The 21,095-nt window shown below is 59.2% G+C and carries 20 protein-coding genes; 12 read left to right on the top strand and 8 right to left on the bottom strand.

Annotated elements, in window-relative coordinates:
- The first annotated feature begins 207 nt into the window (after positions 1 to 207).
- The 4 genes from K328_RS0107210 (at position 208) to K328_RS0107195 (ending at position 4,124) form a co-directional block, all read left to right on the top strand.
- Positions 208 to 1,599 carry a class II 3-deoxy-7-phosphoheptulonate synthase gene (locus K328_RS0107210; RefSeq protein ID WP_028465404.1) on the top strand — a complete coding sequence of 464 codons (1,392 nt, stop codon included), beginning with the start codon at positions 208 to 210 and terminating at the stop codon, positions 1,597 to 1,599.
- A 26-nt stretch (positions 1,600 to 1,625) separates the two neighbouring features.
- Positions 1,626 to 2,807 carry a nicotinate phosphoribosyltransferase gene (locus K328_RS0107205; protein WP_036553224.1) on the top strand — a complete coding sequence of 394 codons (1,182 nt, stop codon included), beginning with the start codon at positions 1,626 to 1,628 and terminating at the stop codon, positions 2,805 to 2,807.
- Positions 2,808 to 2,814: 7 nt separating this feature from the next.
- Positions 2,815 to 3,537, top strand: a complete 723-nt coding sequence (locus K328_RS0107200) for a glutamine amidotransferase-related protein (RefSeq protein ID WP_028465402.1) — start codon at positions 2,815 to 2,817, stop codon at positions 3,535 to 3,537.
- A gap of 116 nt (positions 3,538 to 3,653) precedes the next feature.
- On the top strand, positions 3,654 to 4,124 hold the full coding sequence (locus K328_RS0107195; RefSeq protein WP_028465401.1) for a hypothetical protein: 471 nt from the start codon (positions 3,654 to 3,656) through the stop codon (positions 4,122 to 4,124).
- Positions 4,125 to 4,175: 51 nt separating this feature from the next.
- On the opposite strand, the gene K328_RS26290 is transcribed toward K328_RS0107195, so the two are convergent.
- The 5 genes from K328_RS26290 to K328_RS0107170 all read right to left on the bottom strand — a co-directional run bounded on the left by K328_RS26290 (position 4,176) and on the right by K328_RS0107170 (position 8,955).
- Positions 4,176 to 4,733 carry a class I SAM-dependent methyltransferase gene (locus tag K328_RS26290; protein ID WP_028465400.1) on the bottom strand — a complete coding sequence of 186 codons (558 nt, stop codon included), beginning with the start codon at positions 4,731 to 4,733 and terminating at the stop codon, positions 4,176 to 4,178.
- A gap of 158 nt (positions 4,734 to 4,891) precedes the next feature.
- The gene (locus K328_RS0107185; RefSeq protein WP_028465399.1) at positions 4,892 to 6,481 is read right to left on the bottom strand and encodes an ABC transporter substrate-binding protein; all 1,590 of its coding nucleotides are present in this window, start codon (positions 6,479 to 6,481) and stop codon (positions 4,892 to 4,894) included.
- Between the two features lie 75 nt (positions 6,482 to 6,556).
- Entirely contained in the window at positions 6,557 to 7,474 is a 918-nt protein-coding gene (locus K328_RS0107180) for an ABC transporter permease (protein WP_084608144.1), read from the bottom strand.
- Complete coding sequence (locus K328_RS0107175) at positions 7,471 to 8,412, bottom strand: ABC transporter permease (RefSeq protein ID WP_028465397.1); 942 nt, start codon at positions 8,410 to 8,412, stop codon at positions 7,471 to 7,473. Before K328_RS0107175 ends, K328_RS0107180 begins: the two co-directional genes overlap by 4 nt.
- Before the next feature lie 255 nt (positions 8,413 to 8,667).
- Positions 8,668 to 8,955 (bottom strand): DUF1330 domain-containing protein, encoded by a 288-nt coding sequence (locus tag K328_RS0107170; RefSeq protein ID WP_028465396.1) that lies wholly within the window; start codon positions 8,953 to 8,955, stop codon positions 8,668 to 8,670.
- A 124-nt stretch (positions 8,956 to 9,079) separates the two neighbouring features.
- Here K328_RS0107170 and K328_RS0107165 point away from each other — a divergent pair, with 124 nt between their 5' ends.
- The 4 genes from K328_RS0107165 to cysS all read left to right on the top strand — a co-directional run bounded on the left by K328_RS0107165 (position 9,080) and on the right by cysS (position 14,048).
- On the top strand, positions 9,080 to 9,403 hold the full coding sequence (locus tag K328_RS0107165; protein ID WP_084608143.1) for a hypothetical protein: 324 nt from the start codon (positions 9,080 to 9,082) through the stop codon (positions 9,401 to 9,403).
- Between the two features lie 59 nt (positions 9,404 to 9,462).
- Positions 9,463 to 11,157: an NAD+ synthase gene (locus K328_RS0107160; RefSeq protein WP_028465394.1), complete on the top strand. Its 1,695-nt coding sequence runs from the start codon at positions 9,463 to 9,465 to the stop codon at positions 11,155 to 11,157.
- Entirely contained in the window at positions 11,154 to 12,503 is a 1,350-nt protein-coding gene (gltX, locus tag K328_RS0107155) for a glutamate--tRNA ligase (RefSeq protein ID WP_028465393.1), read from the top strand. Before K328_RS0107160 ends, gltX begins: the two co-directional genes overlap by 4 nt.
- Positions 12,504 to 12,662: 159 nt before the next feature.
- On the top strand, positions 12,663 to 14,048 hold the full coding sequence (cysS, locus tag K328_RS0107145; RefSeq protein WP_028465392.1) for a cysteine--tRNA ligase: 1,386 nt from the start codon (positions 12,663 to 12,665) through the stop codon (positions 14,046 to 14,048).
- A 22-nt stretch (positions 14,049 to 14,070) separates the two neighbouring features.
- On the opposite strand, the gene K328_RS0107140 is transcribed toward cysS, so the two are convergent.
- Positions 14,071 to 14,670: a PAS domain-containing protein gene (locus K328_RS0107140; RefSeq protein ID WP_028465391.1), complete on the bottom strand. Its 600-nt coding sequence runs from the start codon at positions 14,668 to 14,670 to the stop codon at positions 14,071 to 14,073.
- A gap of 246 nt (positions 14,671 to 14,916) precedes the next feature.
- On the opposite strand from K328_RS0107140, the gene cimA reads away from it, so the two are divergent.
- Both cimA and K328_RS0107130 read left to right on the top strand, forming a co-directional pair.
- Positions 14,917 to 16,530: a citramalate synthase gene (gene cimA, locus K328_RS0107135; RefSeq protein WP_028465390.1), complete on the top strand. Its 1,614-nt coding sequence runs from the start codon at positions 14,917 to 14,919 to the stop codon at positions 16,528 to 16,530.
- Positions 16,531 to 16,533: 3 nt separating this feature from the next.
- Positions 16,534 to 17,310, top strand: coding sequence for an RNA methyltransferase (locus K328_RS0107130; RefSeq protein WP_028465389.1), 777 nt, complete (start codon positions 16,534 to 16,536; stop codon positions 17,308 to 17,310).
- A 33-nt stretch (positions 17,311 to 17,343) separates the two neighbouring features.
- Here K328_RS0107130 and K328_RS0107125 read toward each other — a convergent pair whose 3' ends face one another.
- On the bottom strand, positions 17,344 to 18,063 hold the full coding sequence (locus K328_RS0107125; protein WP_028465388.1) for a TerC family protein: 720 nt from the start codon (positions 18,061 to 18,063) through the stop codon (positions 17,344 to 17,346).
- A gap of 257 nt (positions 18,064 to 18,320) precedes the next feature.
- Between K328_RS0107125 and rpsD the strand changes: the two genes are divergently transcribed.
- On the top strand, positions 18,321 to 18,935 hold the full coding sequence (gene rpsD / locus K328_RS0107120) for a 30S ribosomal protein S4 (protein WP_028465387.1): 615 nt from the start codon (positions 18,321 to 18,323) through the stop codon (positions 18,933 to 18,935).
- Positions 18,936 to 19,039: 104 nt separating this feature from the next.
- Here rpsD and msrA read toward each other — a convergent pair whose 3' ends face one another.
- Positions 19,040 to 19,579 (bottom strand): peptide-methionine (S)-S-oxide reductase MsrA, encoded by a 540-nt coding sequence (msrA, locus tag K328_RS0107115; protein ID WP_028465386.1) that lies wholly within the window; start codon positions 19,577 to 19,579, stop codon positions 19,040 to 19,042.
- Between the two features lie 218 nt (positions 19,580 to 19,797).
- Here msrA and K328_RS0107110 point away from each other — a divergent pair, with 218 nt between their 5' ends.
- Entirely contained in the window at positions 19,798 to 21,009 is a 1,212-nt protein-coding gene (locus K328_RS0107110) for an argininosuccinate synthase (RefSeq protein ID WP_028465385.1), read from the top strand.
- Positions 21,010 to 21,095: the final 86 nt, after the last annotated feature.

Raw genomic sequence — 21,095 nt, 5'->3', positions numbered from 1 at the left:
AAGCCCCGCCGGAGGATTGATATTTTTGTTTACCATTCCACGATAGCGGGTTGAGTGCATGGCGTCCAACGAGGTTCACTGTTTGAAATGAGCGGTTCCGGTGCGTATCAGAGATGCTGGTATTCCCGGAACTCCACTGTTACAAAACTCGTCCGTACTCGCTGAAAACAGCGAAAAGCGGTCGATTCGATTACTGGGAGAAAAGCGATGGCCGGCACCTGGAGCCCCGATAGCTGGCGCGGCAAACCGATCAAGCAAGTTCCGTCCTATCCGGACGCGGCGCGAGTCGCGGCTGTTGAGAAAGAACTGAGCGGTTATCCTACCCTGGTTTTTGCAGGGGAAGCGCAGCGTCTGAAAGCCTCCCTCGGCCGGGTGGCGAAGGGTGAGGCGTTCCTGCTGCAGGGCGGGGACTGTGCCGAGAGCTTTGCCGAATTCTCCCCGAACAACATTCGCGACACCTTCCGTGTGCTGTTGCAGATGGCGGTGGTGCTGACTTTTGGCGCAGGCATGCCGGTTGTGAAGGTTGGCCGGCTCGCCGGTCAGTTCGCCAAGCCGCGCTCGTCCGACGTGGAAACGATCGATGGTGTCGAGCTGCCGAGCTATCGCGGCGACATGGTCAACGCGATCGAATTCGAAGAAGCGTCTCGGACGCCGGATCCGGATCGTCTGCTGAAGGTCTACAATCAGTCGGCGTCGACGCTGAACCTGCTTCGGGCTTTTGCTCAGGGTGGTTTCGCCAACCTGGAGCAGATCCATCGCTGGACCTTGAGTTTTGTCGAGAACTCGCCGCAGGGGGAGCGTTTCGAAAGCGTGGTTTCTCGTATTGATGAGGCGCTTGAATTCATGCGGGCCTGCGGCATCACGGCCGAGAACAACCAGCAGCTCCGCGAGACCGAGTTCTACACAAGCCATGAGGCTCTGTTGCTCGGCTATGAGCAGGCGTTGACCCGCAAGGATACCATCACCGAACATGGTGGCTGGTACAACACAGCCGCGCACATGCTCTGGGTTGGTGACCGGACCCGGCAGCTTGACGGCGCGCATGTCGAATATCTTCGGGGTATTTCCAACCCGATCGGCATGAAGTGCGGTCCAAGCCTCGAGACCGACGACATGCTGCGGCTGATCGATGTTCTGAACCCGCAGAACGAGCCGGGCCGTCTGACCATGATCGTGCGCGTCGGCGCGGGCGAGGTGGACAAGCATCTGCCGCGCTTCATCCGTGCCGTGGAGCGTGAGGGCAAGAACGTCGTCTGGTCCTGCGATCCGATGCACGGCAACACGATCAAGGCCTCCAGCGGCTACAAGACCCGGCCGTTCGACCGGATCCTGGGCGAGGTGAAGGAATTCTTCGAAGTGCACCAGGCCGAAGGCACCCATGCCGGCGGCGTGCATTTCGAGTTGACCGGGCAGGACGTCACCGAGTGTATTGGCGGCGCCCAGGCGATCACCGACGATGCGTTGGCGGACCGGTATCATACGCATTGCGACCCGCGTCTGAACGCTTCCCAATCGTTGGAGCTTGCTTTCCTGATTGCGGATATGATGAAGCAGAGCCGTGTGAACGGCGGCACTGCCAGCATGGCTGCGGCTTCCTGATAGACCGCTGAGTAGGATTGGGGCTCATGGACGGCTCTGAAGGTATTGCGTCGCTGACACCGGACGAAACACCCCGGACGGTGAGCCATCCGGCGGAATCGGATCTGCCGCGCTTCGTCGACAAGTATTTCCTCCGGACCAAGGAGGTGGTCGCGAAGTTCGGCGATGTTGATGTCACCTATGCCGTTTTCATGCGGCGCCCGGTGACATCGGCGCCACGGCTTGCCATGCAATGGCTTGAACGCATGGCCAAGGCGCGCGGCGTCGAGCTCAAGGTCGATCTGAAGCAGAAGGAAGGCTCCTGGGTCGGTGCCGGCGAGCCGATCATGTATGTCTCCGGCTCGCTCTATCACCTGATCGATCTGGAAACCCAGTTCCTGCAGAAGCTCGGTGCCTGCTGCGTCGCTGCCTACAATTCCTACGTGATGTGCGCGGAGATGCCGAAGACCGCGTTTCTTGCCATGGACGCCCGGCACTGCGCCGGTACCGAAATGGCGGAAATGATGGCCTATGGGGCCAGCGTGGGCTCCGCCAAGGCGCAGCGCAAGCTGAACGCGGTCGGATTCATTGGGAACGCTTCGGACGAAACGGCGCATTTCTTTGCCAAGGACCGGGGCTACGGTACCATGCCGCATGCTCTGATCGGCTATGCTGGCTCGACCGTGCGGGCGGCGGAAATGTTCCACGAGACTCACCCGGAAGAAAACCTGACGGTTCTGGTGGATTATTTCGGCCAGGAATTCACCGACGCACTGGCGGTTTGCCGACGCTTCCCTGAACTGGCTGCGGCCGGCAAGGTGGCGGTCCGGCTCGATACTCATGGCGGGCGCTATGTTGAGGGTATGGATATAGGCATGTCCTATCAGGTGCTCGACCGGACGGCACCACAGGCGATCCGGGGATACCGCACGGACAACGAGCTGCGTTACCTGATTGGTACCGGCGTTTCTGCGGCCGCGATCTGGCATATGCGCGAGCGGCTTGACCGGGACGGCTTCAAGGCGGTGAAGATCGTCGCCTCCAGCGGCTTCTCCCCGGAGAAATGCCGGGTCATGGCGCTGGCGGATGCTCCCATTGACGTTATCGGCACGGGCTCCTATCTCCCAGAGAAGTGGAGCGAGACCTATGCGACCGCCGACATCGTGCGTTACGGTAGCGAAGAGCGCGTCAAGGTCGGGCGCGAGTTCCTGTTGGACAAAACCAGATAGGGTTGCCGTGACTTCCAAGATTCTGATCGTCGTACACCAGAAGACCTCCGTCGCAGGCCATGTCGGTGTGCTGCTTGAGGAACGTGGATACACGCTGGACCGGCGTTGTCCGATGATCGGGCATGAGCTTCCGGAGACGCTCGACGATCATGCGGGCGTGGTGGTCTTCGGCGGCCCGATGAGTGCCAATGACGAGCATCTGGACGGCATCGGGGCTGAGCTCAAGTTCATGGATACGGTGCTGGCGTCCGATACACCGTTTTTCGGCATTTGCCTCGGTGGCCAGCTTTTGGCCCGTGCACTCGGCGCGCAGGTTTATCTGCATGATGAGGGGAATGTCGAAGTCGGCTACACGAAGATCCATCCGACCGATCTGGGCCGTCCTTATTTTGAGCATTCCGAGCATTTCTATCAGTGGCACAAGGAAGGCTTCGAAGTGCCTGATGGCGCCAGCCTGCTGGCCACTGGAACTCGCTTTCCAAATCAGGCCTACCTCTATGGCGACAACAAGCTCGGCATTCAATTCCATCCGGAGATTACGCTGGAAATGATCCAGCGCTGGACTGCCGGCGCTGCACATCGGATGGAACTTCCGGGCGCACAGCCGAAGGAAGCCCATATCAAGGGCTTCGAGATGTTTAGCGAGAGCATTGACCGCTGGGGCAGGGCGACGCTGGATTGGCTGGGGCTGGACGGCTCACCGCGCGCGGTGATGGATGCGGCGGAGTAGGGCGCTTCCGCCTTTTCAGCTGAGCATGCCGATCTTGATCTGCACGGTCTGGTTTTTGCCGGACGGTGCATCGCGCATCTGTTTAATTCTATCGATGTAATTGCTGGAAATTACGAATGAGCTCGAATTCTTCCTCGGCTATTCCTGCATTGTCTGAACTCAGCGACGACAAGCTGCTTGAACGGCTGCTTGATCTTCAGCAGAGAACGCGCGGGATGTTGATGAAATATCAGCTCAAGCCGGCCTCTTTCAGCGCGATGGCACGGAATGCGCGGCGTTCCATTTCCAATACGGAAGAGCTATCCGAGCTGTTTGAGCTGTTCATCAATCTCCAGGAGCTCGGCAATGAAGCCAAACAGCGAAAAGTGCTCGACGAAGCGTCGATGACAGAGTCGGGTGAGCAATCGCAGAGTGCGGTGACTGCATCGTTCCTGCGCCGAGAAGGGCGTACATGCCTTGCAGAGCCCGGGAAGGCGCTAACAGCGAATGCACCGGTGTCGGTGCGTCCGGATGGCAAGAGTTTAGCCGAGAGCGCCGCGTCTGACGAGAAGGCCTCCCGTGATTTCTTCAACACCCTCAACCAATGACTGGCGGCAGAGCACTTTGACACCGAAGACATTGCCTTACGCTGGAGTGGGTTATTTGCAGGCCTTCAAGACGACATTCAATTCCTGAATGACGCCCCATCTTTCCTGGGCAATCTCAAGAAGGTCTTCTTTGGAAATTTCATTATCGTTCAGTTTTTTAGCCCAAGCAGAATCGTACTTGTAGGAAATTTCAATCGTTTCAAAATCAATATCAAGCATAAATGCCAGCATCGTCGCGTTGACGTTGCGTTCCATCCAGTCTTTGTTGACTTTCTTGCTCATCATTTTGAATGTTCCAGATGTGAATGAGCGGACATGTGTTGGATCTGTATAGAATGTTGGGTGCATATAAAATGGAACGGAAATCCTAAATATTCCATCGTGCTTCAGTACTCGATAAATTTCTTTTAAAATATTGAAAAAAGTTTCTCTTTGTTCGCCAAGATGTTCAAGAACATGTATGGCGGTAATTTCAGAAATAGAGTTGCTATCGAATTGCCATGGCGTTTCTTCAAGGTTCATTAAAACGTCAGGTTCGCATTCTTTGAAATTATCGACGTTAACGTAGCCGTCCATTTTGCGAAAACCGCTACCAATATTCAGTTTCATTTTAAAAAATTCTCTCTAACATCAATTGAATGGACAAGATTTGATGGATATATCAGGCGAATAATCAGGTCAATAGCTCTGGGGATTGATGTCTATCAAAAGAAAAAAGCGGAGCGGGGTAGACCCACTCCGCTCTCTTTATTTGTGTGTTGGAAAGCTTATTTCAGCTCAAGGCTCAGTCCCTTGTACAGACCGGCACCGTAGATGCCATGTGCCTCAACCGGCTTCAGGCGCGGTCCGGCGGCGACGAACATCGGCTCGTGCACGATCGGGATCCAGACAACGGCGTCATGCACCTGCTTCTGAACCTTGCCATAGGCTGCGGCACGGTCGGCGTCGGTCAGGGCACCACGACCTTCCTTCAGCCACTGATCCGTCTGGGCATTGTCCCAGTTCATCCGGTTCGGCGTCGGCATGTTGGCCGACGGGAAGTAGAGGTTCAGCGCATCGCCCGCTGAAACGTAGGGATAGCTCATGGTGTAGAGATCGAAATCCTGGGTCTTCAGCTTGCCCCAGATTACCGTGGCGTCGAACACCTCGACCTTGAGATCGACGCCGATTTTGCGGAGATCTCCCTGCAGAGCTTCCATCACCTGACGCCAGATGTTGGAGAAGCTGTAGGCGACAAGTTCAAGTTTTTTGCCGTCTTTCACCCGGAACCCGTCGTCGCCCATTTTCCAGCCATCGGCGTCGAGGATCGCAGCAGCCTTTTCCGGATCGTATCCGAAGAGGCTTTCGTCGATCAGATCGGACGCATAATCGAGCGTCCCGGAGTGGGTATAGGCATAGGCCGGAGCGGCTTTGCCGAAGAACGGTCCTTCTGCCATGGCTTTCTGGTCGACCGCGAGGTTAAGTGCCTTGCGGACCTCGATATCATTCACGATGTCGCGCGTGATCTTGAAGCCGACATAGTAGGTCCAGAAGTAGTAGGGCGGCGAGGTAACCGAGATCTGCGGGTTGGCCTCGAGCTGATCGACTGACCAGTAGGGCAGGTACTGGGTCACGTCGCCCTGGTTGGTCTGGATGCCGGCAACCCGGTTATTGTCTTCAGGAACGATTTTCCAGACGACCTTGTCGATCTTTGCCGGGCCTGTGTTCTTGTAGAAATCCGGTCCCCACTTATAGGCATCGTGCTTGGTCATAACGAGCTGGTTGCGCGGCTCCCAGCTTTCGAAGCAGTAGGGGCCGGTGCCGTCGAAGCCCTTCACACCGAAATCGTCGCCCAGCTTATTCACCTGGTCGACATTCAGGATCGTGTGGAAATGCTGTGTCATTTGATACAGCAGTTCGGAATAGGGCTGCTCCAGCTCATACTCGACAACATAGTCGCCGACGGCCCGGATTTCCTTCACGTCGCCGGCGCGGTTCTTGACCACGCCTTTATCCAGCGCGAGCCAGCGGTCGATGGTCGCCTTGACGTCGGCTGCGGTCAGTTTCTTGCCGCTGCAGAACGTGATGTCTTCGCGCAGCTTGAATGTGTAGAGCTTGCCGTCTTCGGACACTTTCCAGGATTCTGCCAGAAGCGGGCGAATTCCCTTCATGTCGGGAGCGAGCGCGACCAGCGTGTCTCCCATCATGAACATCACTTCGGCGGTTGCCCGCGATGTAGATGTGTGGGGATCGTACCGGTCAGTGTCGATGGTCCGCATGACGCTGATCGATGTTTCGGCGGCTGCCGGTGCCACGAGTGGCAGGCTTGCGGTCAGGGCTATGGCCCCGGCGCGAAGCAACAACTTGCGAAGTTCCATAGTGAAGCCTCCTTTTTTGTTCCGGAGTGCCGGGCGGCATCCGGTTTCGGCCCGGGGCTGGACCCGGACGCGTTCCTACTGACGCAATCTGGGATCGAGCACGTCCCTGAGCGCGTCCCCTAACACGTTGAAGCAGAGCACGATGACCAGGATCGCCAGGCTGGGAATGGTCGAAACGTGTGGAGCGAAGAACAGGAAATTCCGGCCCTCAGATGCCATGGTGCCGAGCTCGGCGGTTGGTGGCTGTGCGCCGAGACCGATGAAGCTGAGAGCCGCGCCCAACAGGATGATCTGGCCAAGCTGCAGGGTCAGGTAGACGAAGATTGTCGAGGCGCAGTTCGGCAGAAGATGGAACCAGATGATTCGGGTGTCGCTCATGCCGATGGCGCGACTTGCGGTGATATATTCCATCTGCATCTGGACGACTGCGGCCCCGCGGGTGATCCGCGCAATATTCGGCACGGCCGAAACGGTCAGGGCTATCGCGATTGAAAAGATGCCCGAGCCAAGAACCGCTGCAATGGCAAGGCCGAACAGGATGGAGGGGAAGGACAGCAGGATGTCGACGATCCGCATGATCGGACCCTCGAGCCATTTGTAGTAGGCAGCGAGCAATCCGAGGAAGGCGCCAATGGTACCACCGGCCAGAATGGCCGAGATGCCCATGACCAGCGTTGTCCGTGTGCCGTAGAGGAGGCGACTGAGAACATCCCGTCCCAGACCGTCCGTGCCGAGCAAGTGATCCGCAACCGCACCGGGCGCCCAGATCGGCGGCTTCAGCATGTTCCGCAGATTGTTGTCGTATGGATCATGCGGAGCGAGGACAGGTGCCAGCAAGGCAGCAAGTATGACGATGGCGAGCAGAGTGGCGGATATGACCGCACCTTTGTCACGCTTCAGCTTTTGCAGCGTGCTCCGGCGAGGAGACATCATCGCGCCTGGAAGCCCGTCTTCGGGAGAGGTAGCGGACATGGTGGCGGGGGTGGGGTTCATGACGTCCTCAGGCGTGGATCGAGCACGGCGTAAAGCAGGTCCACGATAATGTTCACCGCGATAAACGATATCGCCAGGACGAGAATGGCGCCCTGGCTCAAGGCGTAATCGGCGGAAACGATGGCGCCGACGGCGAGGCGGCCGACACCCGGCCATGCGAACATGGTTTCGGTCACCACAGCACCGCCGAGCAGGAACCCGATTTGCAACCCGATAAGCGTGACGACAGGGATCAGCGAGTTGCGCAGGGCGTGCTTCATCACGATCACGCGCTCCGAGACGCCTTTGGCACGGGCCGTACGGACGAAATCGCTGTTCAGGACCTCAAGGAGCGAGGTGCGGGTCATGCGGGCGACAGGGCCGATAAAAACGCCGCCGAGAGTGATGGCCGGCAGAATGATGTGCCGGATGCCCTCAATCGTCCAGAGTGGCCCGGCGCGTCCCTGAAACGGCAGCAATTGCCATTTGAAGCCGACATACTGGATCAGTACCAGACCGAACCAGAAGATCGGCATGGAGACCCCGGCAACGGAGGCCGCCATGATGATGCGGTCCGATATCTTGCCACGCCGCACGGCCGCGAGGGTGCCGAACAGAATGCCGAGGGGGATGGCCCAGATCAGGCTGGCGGCCATCAGCTCGATTGTCGGGCCAACGGTATTGGCAAGCTCGTCGACAACCGCGCTGTTGGAAATCATCGAACGGCCGAGATCGCCTTGCAAGACGCGGCTGAGGTAGATGCCGAACTGGACGATGACTGGCTCGTTCAACCCCATCGACTCCCGGATGGCCTCGATGTCCGCGGCGCTGGCCGTGGGGCCCGCGAGAACGGTGGCCGGGTCCGTCGGCACTACCTGCATCAGCATGAAGCCGATAAAGAGCACACCGAAGAGAACGGGAATGGAAACGAATAGCCGTTTTGTTATGTGTCTAAGCATGATGTCGCGATCTGAAGTCGCTGAAGGAGGGCGGGGAATTCTTCGCAACGGATGTGCCAAGTCCGCGCCGGGAAGGGAAATAGATCTTGATTTGGCCGAATGCCCGCGAGAAGGGGCGGAGAAGGCAGGATGCCAGGACAGGATGCCCTGTCCTAGGCTGCAATAATTTTAGGCGATTTCATGCTGCAGCGCACAAAAAAGCATCAATTGACGTTCACCGTACCGGTGAATCGTATCGCGGTACGGTGAGAGGTGTCACACGCCTTCTACCAGGACGGCATTGCCTGAGGATGCGGCCTGGCGAAGAGCTTTCGGCTTTTCATATTCGGCGGAATAATACCACTTCCGGGCTTGCTCGAAGCTGTCGAAGCGAACCACCACGGTGCGAGGATTGGGAGAGCCTTCAAGGTCTTCCTGCTTGCCGCCGCGGATGATGTACTCGCCGCCATATTGCTTGATCGTGCTTGGGACCAGGGCGCGATATTCTTCGAATGCAGCAGCGTCAGAGACGTCGATCTGGGCAATGATGTATCCGGCCGGCATCGTGTCTTCCCCCGTTTGTTTTCTCTTCGATGCACTGTAGCCGTTCCGGACCTCCTGTTGCCAATCGGCGAGGCGAATGCTTCAGTTCCCGACACGCATCAATGGAATGTCGAGGGAGGACATTATGAGCGCGGGTGAAGGCGAGATTCTGCTGACGGTGTTTCTGAAGCATCAGAAAGATAAAAATCTCAGCGAAATCAATGAGAAACTTGAGAATGCCGAATTCTGGAAACTGTTTCCGCCGGAAGGCATCGAAGTGGTCAACTGGTATGTGATGATGGGGATCGGGCAGGTCGCTATCCTGCGGGTGCCGGGCCATCGGCTGCGAGAAGTTAACCTGGCGATAGAGAAAAGCGCCTGGGGTGCGTTCGATACCGAATTCTACCCGACCTACGATTTCATGCCGGTGTTGAAAGACATCAAAGCCCGGCAATGCCGGGAGGCTTGAGCGCTTGGGCGTCCGTTTTCGCTTTGTGAGCCTGCCCGCGCCGCGCTAAGAGAAGCGCCATGACCGAGACACTCACGATTGCGTTGGCCCAGTTGAACCCGACTGTCGGGGACTTTCAGGGCAATCTCGAACGGTTGCGCAAGGCGCGGGCCGAGGCGGCGGAGCATGGCGCGGACCTGCTGCTGACGAGCGAGCTGTATATCTGCGGCTACCCGCCGGAAGATTTGATCCTTAAGCCGATGTTCGTCGACAGCATTCGTATCGCTGTCGATGCGTTCGCTGGGGAAACCGCCGACGGCGGACCAGCAGTGCTGCTGGGCACACCGTGGCGCGGCGATGACGGCCGGGTCTACAACGCGGTGGTTCTGATCGAGGACGGCAAGGTCACGGGCGAGCGCTACAAGGCCGATCTGCCGAACTATGGTGTGTTCGATGAGAAGCGGGTGTTCGCTGCCGGAGACATGCCGGGCCCGATCGCCTTCAAGGGCGTACGCATCGGCATTCCGATCTGCGAGGATATCTGGACTCCGGATGTGGTCGAATGCATTGCCGAGACCGGCGGGGAAATCCTGCTGGTCCCGAATGGCTCGCCATTCGAGACGGGTAAAACGGATCAGCGCCAGCAGCTCGGTATCGCCCGCGTGGTCGAAAGTGGTTTGCCGCTGGTCTATCTGAACCAACTCGGCGGCCAGGACGAGTTGGTGTTCGATGGTGCGTCCTTCGTGCTCAATGCCGACCGAACCCTCGCGGCACAGCTGCCGGCATGGCAGGAAAAGGTTGTTATCACGCATTGGAGTAATGGGGCGGAAGGCTGGGTCTGTGCGCCGGCCGAAACCGTTGAGATCGAGACCGGCGATGCAGCGCTGTATCAAGCGCTGGTCTGCGGTGTCCGCGACTATGTGAACAAGAATTGCTTCAAGGGTGTGCTGATCGGCATGTCGGGCGGTATCGACTCCGCCCTGAGTGCCGCCGTCGCCGTTGACGCGCTCGGCCCCGACCGTGTGCATTGCGTGATGATGCCGTCGCCTTATACCAGCCGGGAGAGCCTGGAAGATGCGGCTGAAGCGTCCCGGTTGCTTGGCGTGCGTCTGGACGAGATCAATATCGGCCCGGCCATGAGCGCGTTCGATGAAATGCTGGCGCCGTTCTTCAAAGGCACCAACAGCGATATCACCGAAGAGAACATCCAGTCCCGCTCGCGTGGCATGGCCCTGATGGCCCTGTCCAACAAGTTTGGCTACATGGTGCTATCGACCGGCAACAAGTCCGAGATGTCCGTCGGTTACGCGACGCTCTACGGCGATATGTGCGGCGGCTACAATGTGCTGAAGGACGTCTACAAGATGTCCGTCTTCGCGCTCTGCCGCTGGCGTAACGAGAACAAGCCAGCAGGCGCTCTCGGCCCTGACGGTGCGGTCATGCCGGAGCGGATCATTACCAAGCCGCCGTCCGCCGAACTTCGGCCGGATCAGAAGGACGAGGATTCCCTGCCGCCCTATCCGGTGCTGGATGCGATCCTGGAAGAGCTGATCGAGAACGAGACACCGATCGCAGATATCGTGACCAAGGGTTATGATGCGGAGACAGTGCTCAAGGTCTGGAGGCTTCTGGACCGCGCGGAATACAAGCGCCGCCAGGCACCTCCGGGCGTCAAGGTTACTCTGAAAGCTTTCGGTCGTGACCGCCGTTATCCGCTGACCAATGCTTTCCTCGGCGCCTATGTGGCGTCGCCCGCAGCCAAGGCCGCAGAATGACCTCTTCGAGTAATGTGATCGTCCGTTTCGCGCCGAGCCCGACGGGCCGCCTGCATGTCGGTAATACCAGGACCGCGCTGGTCAACTGGCTGTTTGCCCGCAAGGCCGGCGGTACCTTCCTGCTGCGCATGGACGATACGGACGACGAGCGCTCGACCGAGGAGTATGAGCGCGGTATCGAAGAGGACCTGACCTGGCTCGGTCTGACCTGGGACCTGTTTGCGCGCCAGTCGGACAGGCTGGACCGCTATGACGCGGCCGTTGAACGTTTGAAAGCCTCCGGGCGGCTCTATCCCTGCTACGAGACTCAGGACGAGCTCGGCTTGAAGCGCAAGGCGCAACTCTCCGCCGGACGGCCGCCAGTCTATGACCGCTCGGCGCTTAACCTGACCGACGAGGAGAAGGTGGAGAAGGAAGCGGCGGGCATTCAGCCGCACTGGCGCTTCAAGCTGATCCATGAGGAAGAGCGCTGGAGCGATCTGGTGCGGGGCGAGTCCCACTATCATATGGCCAGCCTCAGTGACCCGGTGCTGCTGCGCGCCGATGGCCGGCCGATCTACACGCTGGCCTCCGTGGTTGACGATATTGAGCTCGGTATCACGCATATCCTGCGCGGTGAGGATCATCTGACCAACTCCGCTGCCCAGATCCAGCTCTTCAAGGCGCTTGATGCCGTGCCGCCGCAGATGGGGCATCTGTCTTTGCTGACGGACGCGGACGGGCAGGGGCTTTCCAAGCGGCTCGGCTCGCTCGGTTTGCAACAGCTCCGGGATGATGGTCTCGAAGCCATGTCGATCAACACGCTGCTTGCCAAGATGGGCACGTCGGACCCGGTCGAACCCCGGCAGACACTTGATCAGCTCGTCGCCGATTTCGATATTTCCAAGTTTTCCCGAGCGACGCCGCGTTTTGATCCGGCGGAGCTGCATGGCCTGAATGCAAAGATCCTGCACGACACGGCGTTCACTGTTGTTGCCGATCGGCTGGCGGGGATGGGTATTGCCGGTGGCGAGCCGTTCTGGCTGGCGGTCCGGGGCAATCTCGAACTTCTGCCGGACGCGAAACTCTGGTGGGATGTCTGCTCGGGCGAGATCGATCCGTTGATCGAAGATGTGGAATATGCCGCTGCCGCTGCGGCTATCCTGCCGGAAGGCCCGTGGGACCAGGGAACCTGGAAGGCATGGGCGGATGCGGTCAAGACGGCGACCGGGCGGAAGGGCAAGCAGCTCTTCATGCCTCTGCGCGAGGCGGTAACCGGGCAAAGCCGTGGACCGGACATGGGTGAACTGTTACCTTTGATCGCGCGCGAGAAAGTGCTCGCGCGGCTGCAAGGCTCTCGTGCCTGAGGAACTCTCGATGTTTTCGCGCAAGCTGCATGACGTGATCAATGTACCGGCTTTTCTTGCCGGCGATCTCTGTCGCGCCTAGGCGCCCGGACCGGCTCTGACCGGTTCCCCTAAATAGTCCCCATTCCACGCGAAACGGAAGCCCGCGCGATGTCCGCCATGACCATTAAATTGCACAATACGCTGACGCGTCAGAAAGAAACCTTCGAGCCGATCGATCCGGCGAACGTGCGGCTCTATGCCTGCGGCCCGACCGTTTATGATTATGCTCATATCGGCAATGCGCGGCCTGTCGTCGCTTTCGATATGCTGTTCCGGCTGCTGCGTCTCGTCTATGGCGAAGAGCATGTGCTCTATGTCCGCAACATCACGGACATCGACGACAAGATCAACGCACGGGCCAAGGAGTCCGGCATCAGTATTCGCGAGCTGACGGAGGGGACGGCTGAGGTCTACCGGGCGGACATGGCGGCGCTCGAGGCTCTTCCGCCGTCGGTTGAGCCGCGTGCGACAGAGAATATTGCCGGCATGATAGAAATGATCGGAACCTTGATCGACAAGGGCCATGCCTATGCCGCGGACGGTCACGTTCTCTTCAGCGTACCGTCCATGGAAAAATATGGCGGGCTCTCCCGGCGAAATAGGGACGAGCTGATTGCCGGTGCCCGCGTCGAGGTGGCGCCGTACAAGAAGGACCCGGCCGATTTCATCCTCTGGAAGCCGTCGGACGATGAAACTCCGGGCTGGGAAAGCCCCTGGGGATACGGCCGGCCGGGCTGGCATATCGAATGCTCGGCGATGAGCGCGCGCTATCTTGGCGAGGAGTTCGATATTCATGCCGGCGGATTGGATCTGATCTTCCCACACCATGAGAACGAGATCGCCCAGAGCTGCTGCGCGCACGATACCGAAAGGATGGCCCGCTATTGGGTGCATAACGGCTTCGTCACGGTCGAGGGCGAGAAGATGGCCAAGTCCGTTGGCAATTTCTACACCGTCAACGACCTGCTGAAGGACTGGCAGGGTGAGGTGATCCGCTATCACCTGCTGTCCACCCACTATCGGGCGCCGATGGATTTCTCCAAGGAAGGCCTGAAAGAAGCGAAAGCCGCGCTCGACCGGTTCTATCTGGTGCTGCGCAATGTGGAGGTGGACGAGCTTCCCGACTCGAAGCCTGATCGGCATCTGGTCGATGCACTGGCGGATGACCTCAACACGCCGCTTGCGATTGCCCGTCTGCATGTGCTCGCGACAGAAGCAAACAAGGCGCCGACCCGGCGCAAGAAGGCGAAGGCGCAGGCCAAGCTGAAAGCATCGGGTGAGCTGATGGGGCTCTTCGGCAGCGATCCGGATGCCTGGTTCCGGTGGTCGTCCGACGCGGGTGAAAGCCTCAGCGATGCCGACATCGAGGCGCTGGTCGCACGCCGCATCGAGGCACGTAAGGAAAAGGATTTCGCCGAGGCTGATCGTGTCCGCGATCAGCTTGCCGAGGCCGGCATCGTGCTGGAGGATGGCGCGGGCGGGACGGCTTGGCGGCGCGGCTAGGCTGTTATGCCCTAGCCTGGTCTCAGACGCTGTTGAAGGGGATCTCGGTGGCCACCATGCTCACGAGAATTCGTTTCACCGTCGCGTCCTCGTCGACGAGCGGAAGGATCAGGCGGGACCAGCGGTCCCAGCGGGCGATCTTGTCCAGCTCATGAGCCCGATCCTTGTCGTGCTCGGTATAGACAGTGATGTTGTTGCGCGCGGCCGCCTGATATTGCGGCCGCACATTACGCGTCGATTCTGTATTAAGTTCCGCGCTGGTGCGACCGGTGAGATCGGCGCCATAGGTATCGACCACCTGTGAGCCGTAAAGCCGATAGCGGTAATTCGCGTAATTGTCCGTCGGCTCCAATACGACAATTGTCCCGAGCGCTGGCTTGACGTCGAGCGGATCAAACCGTTTGTAGAAAACCCCGTTGATGTCATCGCGGTATTTCGATTTGAACCAGTCCACCAGACAGCGGTGCTGCGGATGGATGAAATGGTTGCTGTCTAGGTCTGCATTGCGGACGGCGGAAATCGCGTAGTTGTGCAAGGTGTAGCCGCGCGGATCCGGCAGTAACCTCTGCAATCTGGGATCGGCGGGGGCAAGGGAAGCGTAAATGAAATTGTCGTCTCGCAATGGTGCACTCACTAGGTTGCAGAGGGTCTGAACTGGTAGGTGTGCTCATAGCGAGATATGAATAATTTTAAGTTAAAACGCCAATTAAATTCAATAAAGTTAGGGCTGGTTTCCGAGGTTGGTTCACCAATCATGAGCCATCGTCGTCACCTGTTGAGGTCGTTGTTCAGTCCTGCCGGGCTAATGCCTTTGTGCCAGCCATCGCGGCAATGCTAAAACACCGTCACGCATAACAGGATCGGGCCCATGACGGACAATCGTATCTATCTTTTCGACACGACACTCAGAGACGGACAGCAAACCCGCGGTGTTGATTTTACGCCGGCGGACAAGATTGCGATTGCGCGCGCTCTGGACGAGATAGGGATCGATTACGTCGAGGGGGGCTGGCCGGGCGCCAATCCCACCGATGACCGGTTTTTCGCCGATCCGCCAAAACTGGAGCGGGCAACCCTTGTTGCTTTCGGGATGACGCGGCGTCCCGGGCGCAGTGCGGAGAATGATCCGGGGCTTGCCGGCGTGCTCGGCTCGAAAGCGGGTGCGGCGTGTCTGGTTGGCAAGACATGGGACTTTCACGTCGATGTCGCCCTTGAGATCGAACGGGACGAAAACGTCCAGATGATCCGCGACAGCATGGCCCTGGCGATCAAGCGCGGTTTCGAGCCTATGTTCGATTGCGAGCATTTCTTCGACGGCTACAAGGCCAATCCGGAATATGCACTGTCCTGCGTAACGGCAGCCTATGAATCCGGTGCGCGCTGGGTCGTGCTTTGCGACACCAATGGCGGCGCGCTGCCGCATGAGGTCGAGCAGATCGTCACGGATGTCATCAAGGTGGTGCCTGGCAGTCATATCGGCATCCACACGCATAACGACACGGAGAATGCGGTGGCCAATACGCTGGCGGCTGTTCGCGCCGGAGCGCGGCAGGTGCAGGGCACGATCAACGGTCTGGGTGAGCGCTGCGGTAATGCGAACATCGTGACCCTGACAGCGATCCTCGGCCTCAAGATGAACTACGAGACCGGGGTCGACGCCAAGGGAATGACGCAGCTGAAGAAGCTGTCACGGATGCTGGATGACCGTCTGAACCGGTCGCCGAACCCGCATGCGGCCTTTGTCGGTGACGCGGCCTTTGCCCATAAGGGCGGCCTGCATGTTTCGGCGGTCCAGAAAGATCCGAAGACTTATGAGCATATCGATCCGGAGCTGGTAGGGAACCAGCGCCATATTCTGGTCTCTGATCAGGCGGGGCGCTCGAACATTCTTGCCCGCTTTGCCGAGATCGGGGTCGAGATCGACCCGAAAAATCCGAAGATCCAGCGTCTGGTCGAGGATGTGAAAGAGAAGGAATTCCTCGGCTATTCCTTCGACACCGCCGAGGCCAGTTTTGAATTGCTGGCGCGCAGGACTGTTGAGTCTGTGCCTGATTACTTCTCCATCGAGCGCTTCCGGGTGATGGATGAACGCCGCTTCAATGCGAAGGGGCAGACGGTGATCGAGTCCGAGGCGACAGCCACCGTCGTGGTCGCCGGTCAGCGCCTGCACGAAGTCGCGGTCGGTAATGGTCCCGTCAACGCGCTCGATCTTGCCATTCGCAAGGCTCTGAGCACCGCTTACCGGAACATCGATGACGTGAAGCTGATGGACTACAAGGTGCGTATCCTTCCGCCGCCGCCGAACAGCGACGGTACGGACGCGGTGACCCGGGTGATGATCGAAAGCGCCGCGCCGGACGGCACCACGTGGCGAACGGTCGGCGTCTCAGCCAATATCATCGACGCGTCAATCATGGCGCTTTCCGACAGCCTGAACTACCGGCTGCTCAAATCCGGAACCACCGCGAAGGTCGACGCCTGAGCCATGGCTGGAACAGATAAGAGCAAGGCGGGCGCCCGCGGTGATGCGGATGCGCCGGTTGTCATTCTCGTGCGCCCACAATTGGGAGAGAATATCGGTGCCGCCGCGCGGGCCATGCTGAATTGCGGGCTTGAAGAGATGCGGCTGGTGGCTCCGCGTGACGGTTGGCCGAACCCGAAGGCGGAATCCATGGCGGCCGGCGCCGTCACAGTCCTGGAAAATGTCAAAGTCTTCGATACCACGAAAGACGCGATTGCCGATCTCAAGCTGGTTTTGGCAACCACGGCCAGGAGCCGGGATCAGGTGAAGCGCGCCTTTACGCCCCGTGCGGGTGCGGCGGAAATGAAGCGCCATATCGGCAGCGGCCATCGGGGCGGTCTCTTGTTCGGGCCGGAGCGGTCAGGGCTGGAGAATGACGAGGTGGCTCTGGCCGATGCCATCGTGCATGTACCGCTGAACCCGGCCTTCTCGTCGCTCAACCTCGCACAGGCGGTCTTGCTGCTGGGCTACGAATGGTATCAGGCGGGGGACGAGACCCCCGATGTTATCCTGAGCGGCCAAAGCGACCCCGCCAGCGTCGAGGACAGGGAGTATTTCCTGAACCGCCTGGAAGACGAGCTGTACGAGGGGGGCTTCCTGTTTCCGGAAACCCTCGCGCCGACCATCCGCCGCAACATCCGCAATATCTTCAATCGCGCTCAAATGACGGATCAGGACGTGCGAACGATGCATGGCGTGGTCAGCACGCTGCTGAAGAACAAGGTGCGGAAAAAGGGCTGACCGCTCGCCTCGCAGTGATAGCTCGCCCAGAGCTCAGCCTTCCGCCTTCTTCCTTTGTGCGCGCGCCACCAGGTTGAGCACTTCCACTGCGGCAGAGAAGAACACAGCGAAGTAGATATAGCCGCGCGGAATGTGGAAGTGCAGTCCGTCGGCAACCAGCGCCACACCGACCAGCATCAGGAAGCTGAGTGCGAGCATTTTTGTCGTCGGATGCTTCTCGATAAAGCTGGCGATCGGACCGGCTGCAACAATCATCACGGCCATGGCAATGACGACGGCGGCGATCATGACGCCCAGATCGTCAACCATGCCGACGGCGGTAATCACGGAATCGATGGAGAAGACGAGGTCGAGCACGATGATCTGGCCGATCACGCCCGCGAACCCGGCGCTGACCTTTGCCTTTGTCTCTCCATTTTCGCCCTCGACCGAGTTGTGAATTTCGTGCGTGCCCTTGTAGAGCAGGAACAGCCCGCCGAGCAGCAGGATGAGATCGCGCCAGGACAGCGTGAAGCCCTGGATTTCCGCCAGCGGTGCCGTCAGGCCGACTATCCAGGCGAGCGCCGAGAGCATCACCAGCCGCAGGATAAGCGCCAGCCCGAGGCCGATCCGCCGGGCCATGGGCCGCTGGGATTCAGGCAGGGTCTCGGCGACGATCGAGACGAAGATAATGTTATCGATCCCGAGAATGATTTCCAGCGCTGTCAGGGTGGCGAGGCTTGCCCAGATCGCGGGGTCCAGAATCCAGTCCATGCGCTGATATCCTTCTTTGGCTGCGTTGCTCGATTATGCTTATAACGTGCTGCGTTTTATCCGGTTCAATCCCGCAGTGCACCGCCTAGTTAAACCATCCGTTCCGGTGCTTGACTTGAGGGCCGCGATCCTTATAGTGCGCGCCTCAATTCCCGAGAACGTGGGGCAGGCGGATAAGCCGTCGGTCCCCGGCCCAAGGCTCTCTAAAGTCATGGGCACTATCGGGACAAAATGAAGAAAACTAAAGGAGATGGGTTATGGGCAAGCGCCTTAACTCGAAGCATAAAATTGACCGGCGCCTTGGCGTCAATCTCTGGGGCCGCGCGAAGTCTCCGTTCAATGACCGCGAATATGGCCCGGGCCAGCACGGTCAGCGCCGCCGGAAGCCGTCCGACTTCGGTATTCAGCTCATGGCGAAGCAGAAGCTGAAAGGCTACTACGGCAATATCGGCGAGAAGCAGTTCCGTAAGTATTTTGCAGAAGCGGTCCGGCGCCGCGGTGATACCGGCGAAAACCTCGTTGGTATTCTGGAGTGCCGCCTGGACGCCGTTGTCTACCGCATGAAATTCGTGCCGACCGTGTTCGCCGCACGTCAGGCCGTCAGCCACAACCACGTGATGGTGAATGGCAAGCGCGTCAACATTCCGTCCTACATGGTCAAGGAAGGCGATGTCGTTGAGCTCAAGGAAAAGTCTCGCGAGATGCCGATGGTGATCGAAGCGGCCGCTTCCAACGAGCGTGACATTCCGGATTACATGGATGTCGACCTCGACAAGAAGCGCGGCACCTTCACCCGGGTCCCGAAGCTGGAAGACGTCCCGTACCCGGTTCACATGGAACCGAACCTCGTGGTCGAATTCTACTCCCGTTAAACCGGGATCAGACAATTACGGAAAAGGCCGCTCTTCGGAGCGGCCTTTTTTGATTCTGCATCTCATCCTTGGTGTGCTGTCAACCGTAGACGGTCGGCGTAGGATTATTCCCCCGCCGCCATGCTCGCTGACCGCTTCGGCAGGACCCAGTTCGGGCGCGGAAAGTGGCAGGTGTAGCCGTGCGGGACGCGGAGGAGGTAATCCTGGTGTGCGGGTTCGGCCTCCCAGAAGTCGCCTGCAGGGGTGACTTCCGTCACTACCTTGCCGGGCCACAGGCCGGAGGCCTCGACATCGGCGATGGTGTCCTCGGCCACCTTCTTCTGATCCTCCGACAGGTAAAAGATCGCGGAGCGGTATTGCGGGCCGCGGTCGTTGCCCTGGCGGTCTGCTGTGGTCGGGTCATGGATCTGGAAGAACAGCGCCAGGATATCGCGGTAGCTTGTCTCCGCCGGATCGAACTGGATCTGGATGGATTCCGCATGGCCGCTTTTGCCGGTCTTCAGGTCGTCATAGGTCGGGTTGGCAACCGAGCCACCGGTATAGCCGACGCGGGTCATGGTGACGCCCGGGTGCCTGCGGATCAGGTCCTGCATGCCCCAGAAGCAACCTCCGGCGAGGAGGGCGGTTTCTCGTTCCGTGCTCATAAATCAGCTCCCTTTGCTCACAGCATCGCTCATTCTCTGATATAGGGCAAAATTTCCGGGTTTCAGGTCACAATGCCGCGTCTTTGGGTCGGCCTTTTCCTTGCCGATCATGACAGTTTGCCTATACTCCCGCGCCGTTGGTGGTGCAGCGGCCTCTTAGCCGCGCCCCGCTTGTGTTTCACGGGCCCCGCCGGGCCCTCTATCGTCAAGGCGAACCCATGTCCGAGAGCGTCAAAAAAGTTGTGCTGGCCTATTCCGGCGGCCTCGATACCTCCGTAATCCTGCGCTGGCTGCAGGACACCTACAATTGCGAGGTTGTCACCTTTACAGCCGATCTGGGGCAGGGAGAAGATGTCGAGCCGGCGCGTGAGAAGGCCCGGATGATGGGCATCAAGGAAATCTATGTCGAGGATCTGCGCGAGGAATTCGTGCGCGACTATGTTTTCCCGATGTTCCGCGCCAACGCGCTCTATGAAGGCACCTATCTGCTTGGCACCTCGATCGCCCGGCCGCTGATTTCCAAGCGTCAGATCGAAATTGCCCAGGAAGTTGGCGCCGATACCGTCTCCCACGGCGCGACTGGCAAAGGCAACGACCAGGTCCGTTTCGAGCTCAGCTATTACGCGCTGCAGCCGGACATCAAGATCATCGCGCCGTGGCGCGAATGGGACCTGACCTCGCGCACCAAGCTGATCGAGTTTGCCGAGAAACACCAGATTCCGATCGCCAAGGACAAGCGCGGCGAAGCGCCGTTCTCGGTCGACGCGAACCTGCTGCACTCCTCCTCCGAGGGCAAGGTGCTGGAAGATCCGTGGAAGAGCCCGGAAGAATATGTCTTCCAGCGCACCGTCTCGCCGGAAAATGCGCCGGACAAGGCGACCGACATTGAGATCGATTTCGAGCATGGTGACCCGGTTGCGATCAACGGTGAGCGGATGTCGCCGGCGACCCTGCTGACCGCGCTGAACGAGTATGGCGGGGCCAACGGCATCGGCAGGCTTGATCTGGTGGAGAACCGGTTCGTCGGCATGAAGAACCGTGGTGTCTACGAGACCCCGGGCGGCACCATCATGCACCATGCCCACCGGGCGATGGAAAGCCTGACGCTCGACCGCGGCATGGCGCATCTGAAGGACGAGATGATGCCGCGCTATGCGGAGCTGATCTATAACGGCTTCTGGTTCTCGCCGGAGCGCGAGATGATGCAGGCCGCGATCGATCACAGCCAGCGCAACGTCACCGGTACCGTGCGGATGAAGCTCTACAAGGGCAACGTCACCTGCACCGGCCGGAAGGCGGATCGCAGCCTCTATTCCGAGGATATCGTGACCTTCGAGGAAGGCTCCGGCACCTACGATCACAAGGACGCTGCCGGCTTCATCAAGCTGAACGCGCTGCGCCTGCGTCTGAACAAGATGCTGCAGGGATAACTCTCTCCCGCGGGCATCTTGCCCCCGGTTGTCATCCCGATGAAAATCGGGATCCACGGATAGCATTTGTCGCTCTATGATCCGTG

Source organism: Nisaea denitrificans DSM 18348, from assembly GCF_000426505.1.
Classification (GTDB): domain Bacteria; phylum Pseudomonadota; class Alphaproteobacteria; order Thalassobaculales; family Thalassobaculaceae; genus Nisaea; species Nisaea denitrificans.
Note: the sequence above shows the minus strand (reverse complement) of the source record. Positions and strands in the feature narration are given on the sequence as shown.

Coding starts and splice junctions, on each gene's coding strand:
- K328_RS0107125 (WP_028465388.1), bottom strand. CDS start 18,063: ATGGACTGGATTCTGGACCCCGCGATCTGGGCAAGCCTCGCCACCCTG.
- K328_RS0107175 (WP_028465397.1), bottom strand. CDS start 8,412: ATGCTTAGACACATAACAAAACGGCTATTCGTTTCCATTCCCGTTCTC.
- cysS (WP_028465392.1), top strand. CDS start 12,663: ATGACCATTAAATTGCACAATACGCTGACGCGTCAGAAAGAAACCTTC.
- K328_RS0107205 (WP_036553224.1), top strand. CDS start 1,626: ATGGACGGCTCTGAAGGTATTGCGTCGCTGACACCGGACGAAACACCC.
- msrA (WP_028465386.1), bottom strand. CDS start 19,579: ATGAGCACGGAACGAGAAACCGCCCTCCTCGCCGGAGGTTGCTTCTGG.
- K328_RS0107165 (WP_084608143.1), top strand. CDS start 9,080: ATGAGCGCGGGTGAAGGCGAGATTCTGCTGACGGTGTTTCTGAAGCAT.
- K328_RS0107180 (WP_084608144.1), bottom strand. CDS start 7,474: ATGAACCCCACCCCCGCCACCATGTCCGCTACCTCTCCCGAAGACGGG.
- rpsD (WP_028465387.1), top strand. CDS start 18,321: ATGGGCAAGCGCCTTAACTCGAAGCATAAAATTGACCGGCGCCTTGGC.
- K328_RS26290 (WP_028465400.1), bottom strand. CDS start 4,733: ATGAAACTGAATATTGGTAGCGGTTTTCGCAAAATGGACGGCTACGTT.
- K328_RS0107170 (WP_028465396.1), bottom strand. CDS start 8,955: ATGCCGGCCGGATACATCATTGCCCAGATCGACGTCTCTGACGCTGCT.
- K328_RS0107130 (WP_028465389.1), top strand. CDS start 16,534: ATGGCTGGAACAGATAAGAGCAAGGCGGGCGCCCGCGGTGATGCGGAT.
- cimA (WP_028465390.1), top strand. CDS start 14,917: ATGACGGACAATCGTATCTATCTTTTCGACACGACACTCAGAGACGGA.
- K328_RS0107195 (WP_028465401.1), top strand. CDS start 3,654: ATGAGCTCGAATTCTTCCTCGGCTATTCCTGCATTGTCTGAACTCAGC.
- K328_RS0107210 (WP_028465404.1), top strand. CDS start 208: ATGGCCGGCACCTGGAGCCCCGATAGCTGGCGCGGCAAACCGATCAAG.
- K328_RS0107185 (WP_028465399.1), bottom strand. CDS start 6,481: ATGGAACTTCGCAAGTTGTTGCTTCGCGCCGGGGCCATAGCCCTGACC.
- K328_RS0107110 (WP_028465385.1), top strand. CDS start 19,798: ATGTCCGAGAGCGTCAAAAAAGTTGTGCTGGCCTATTCCGGCGGCCTC.
- gltX (WP_028465393.1), top strand. CDS start 11,154: ATGACCTCTTCGAGTAATGTGATCGTCCGTTTCGCGCCGAGCCCGACG.
- K328_RS0107160 (WP_028465394.1), top strand. CDS start 9,463: ATGACCGAGACACTCACGATTGCGTTGGCCCAGTTGAACCCGACTGTC.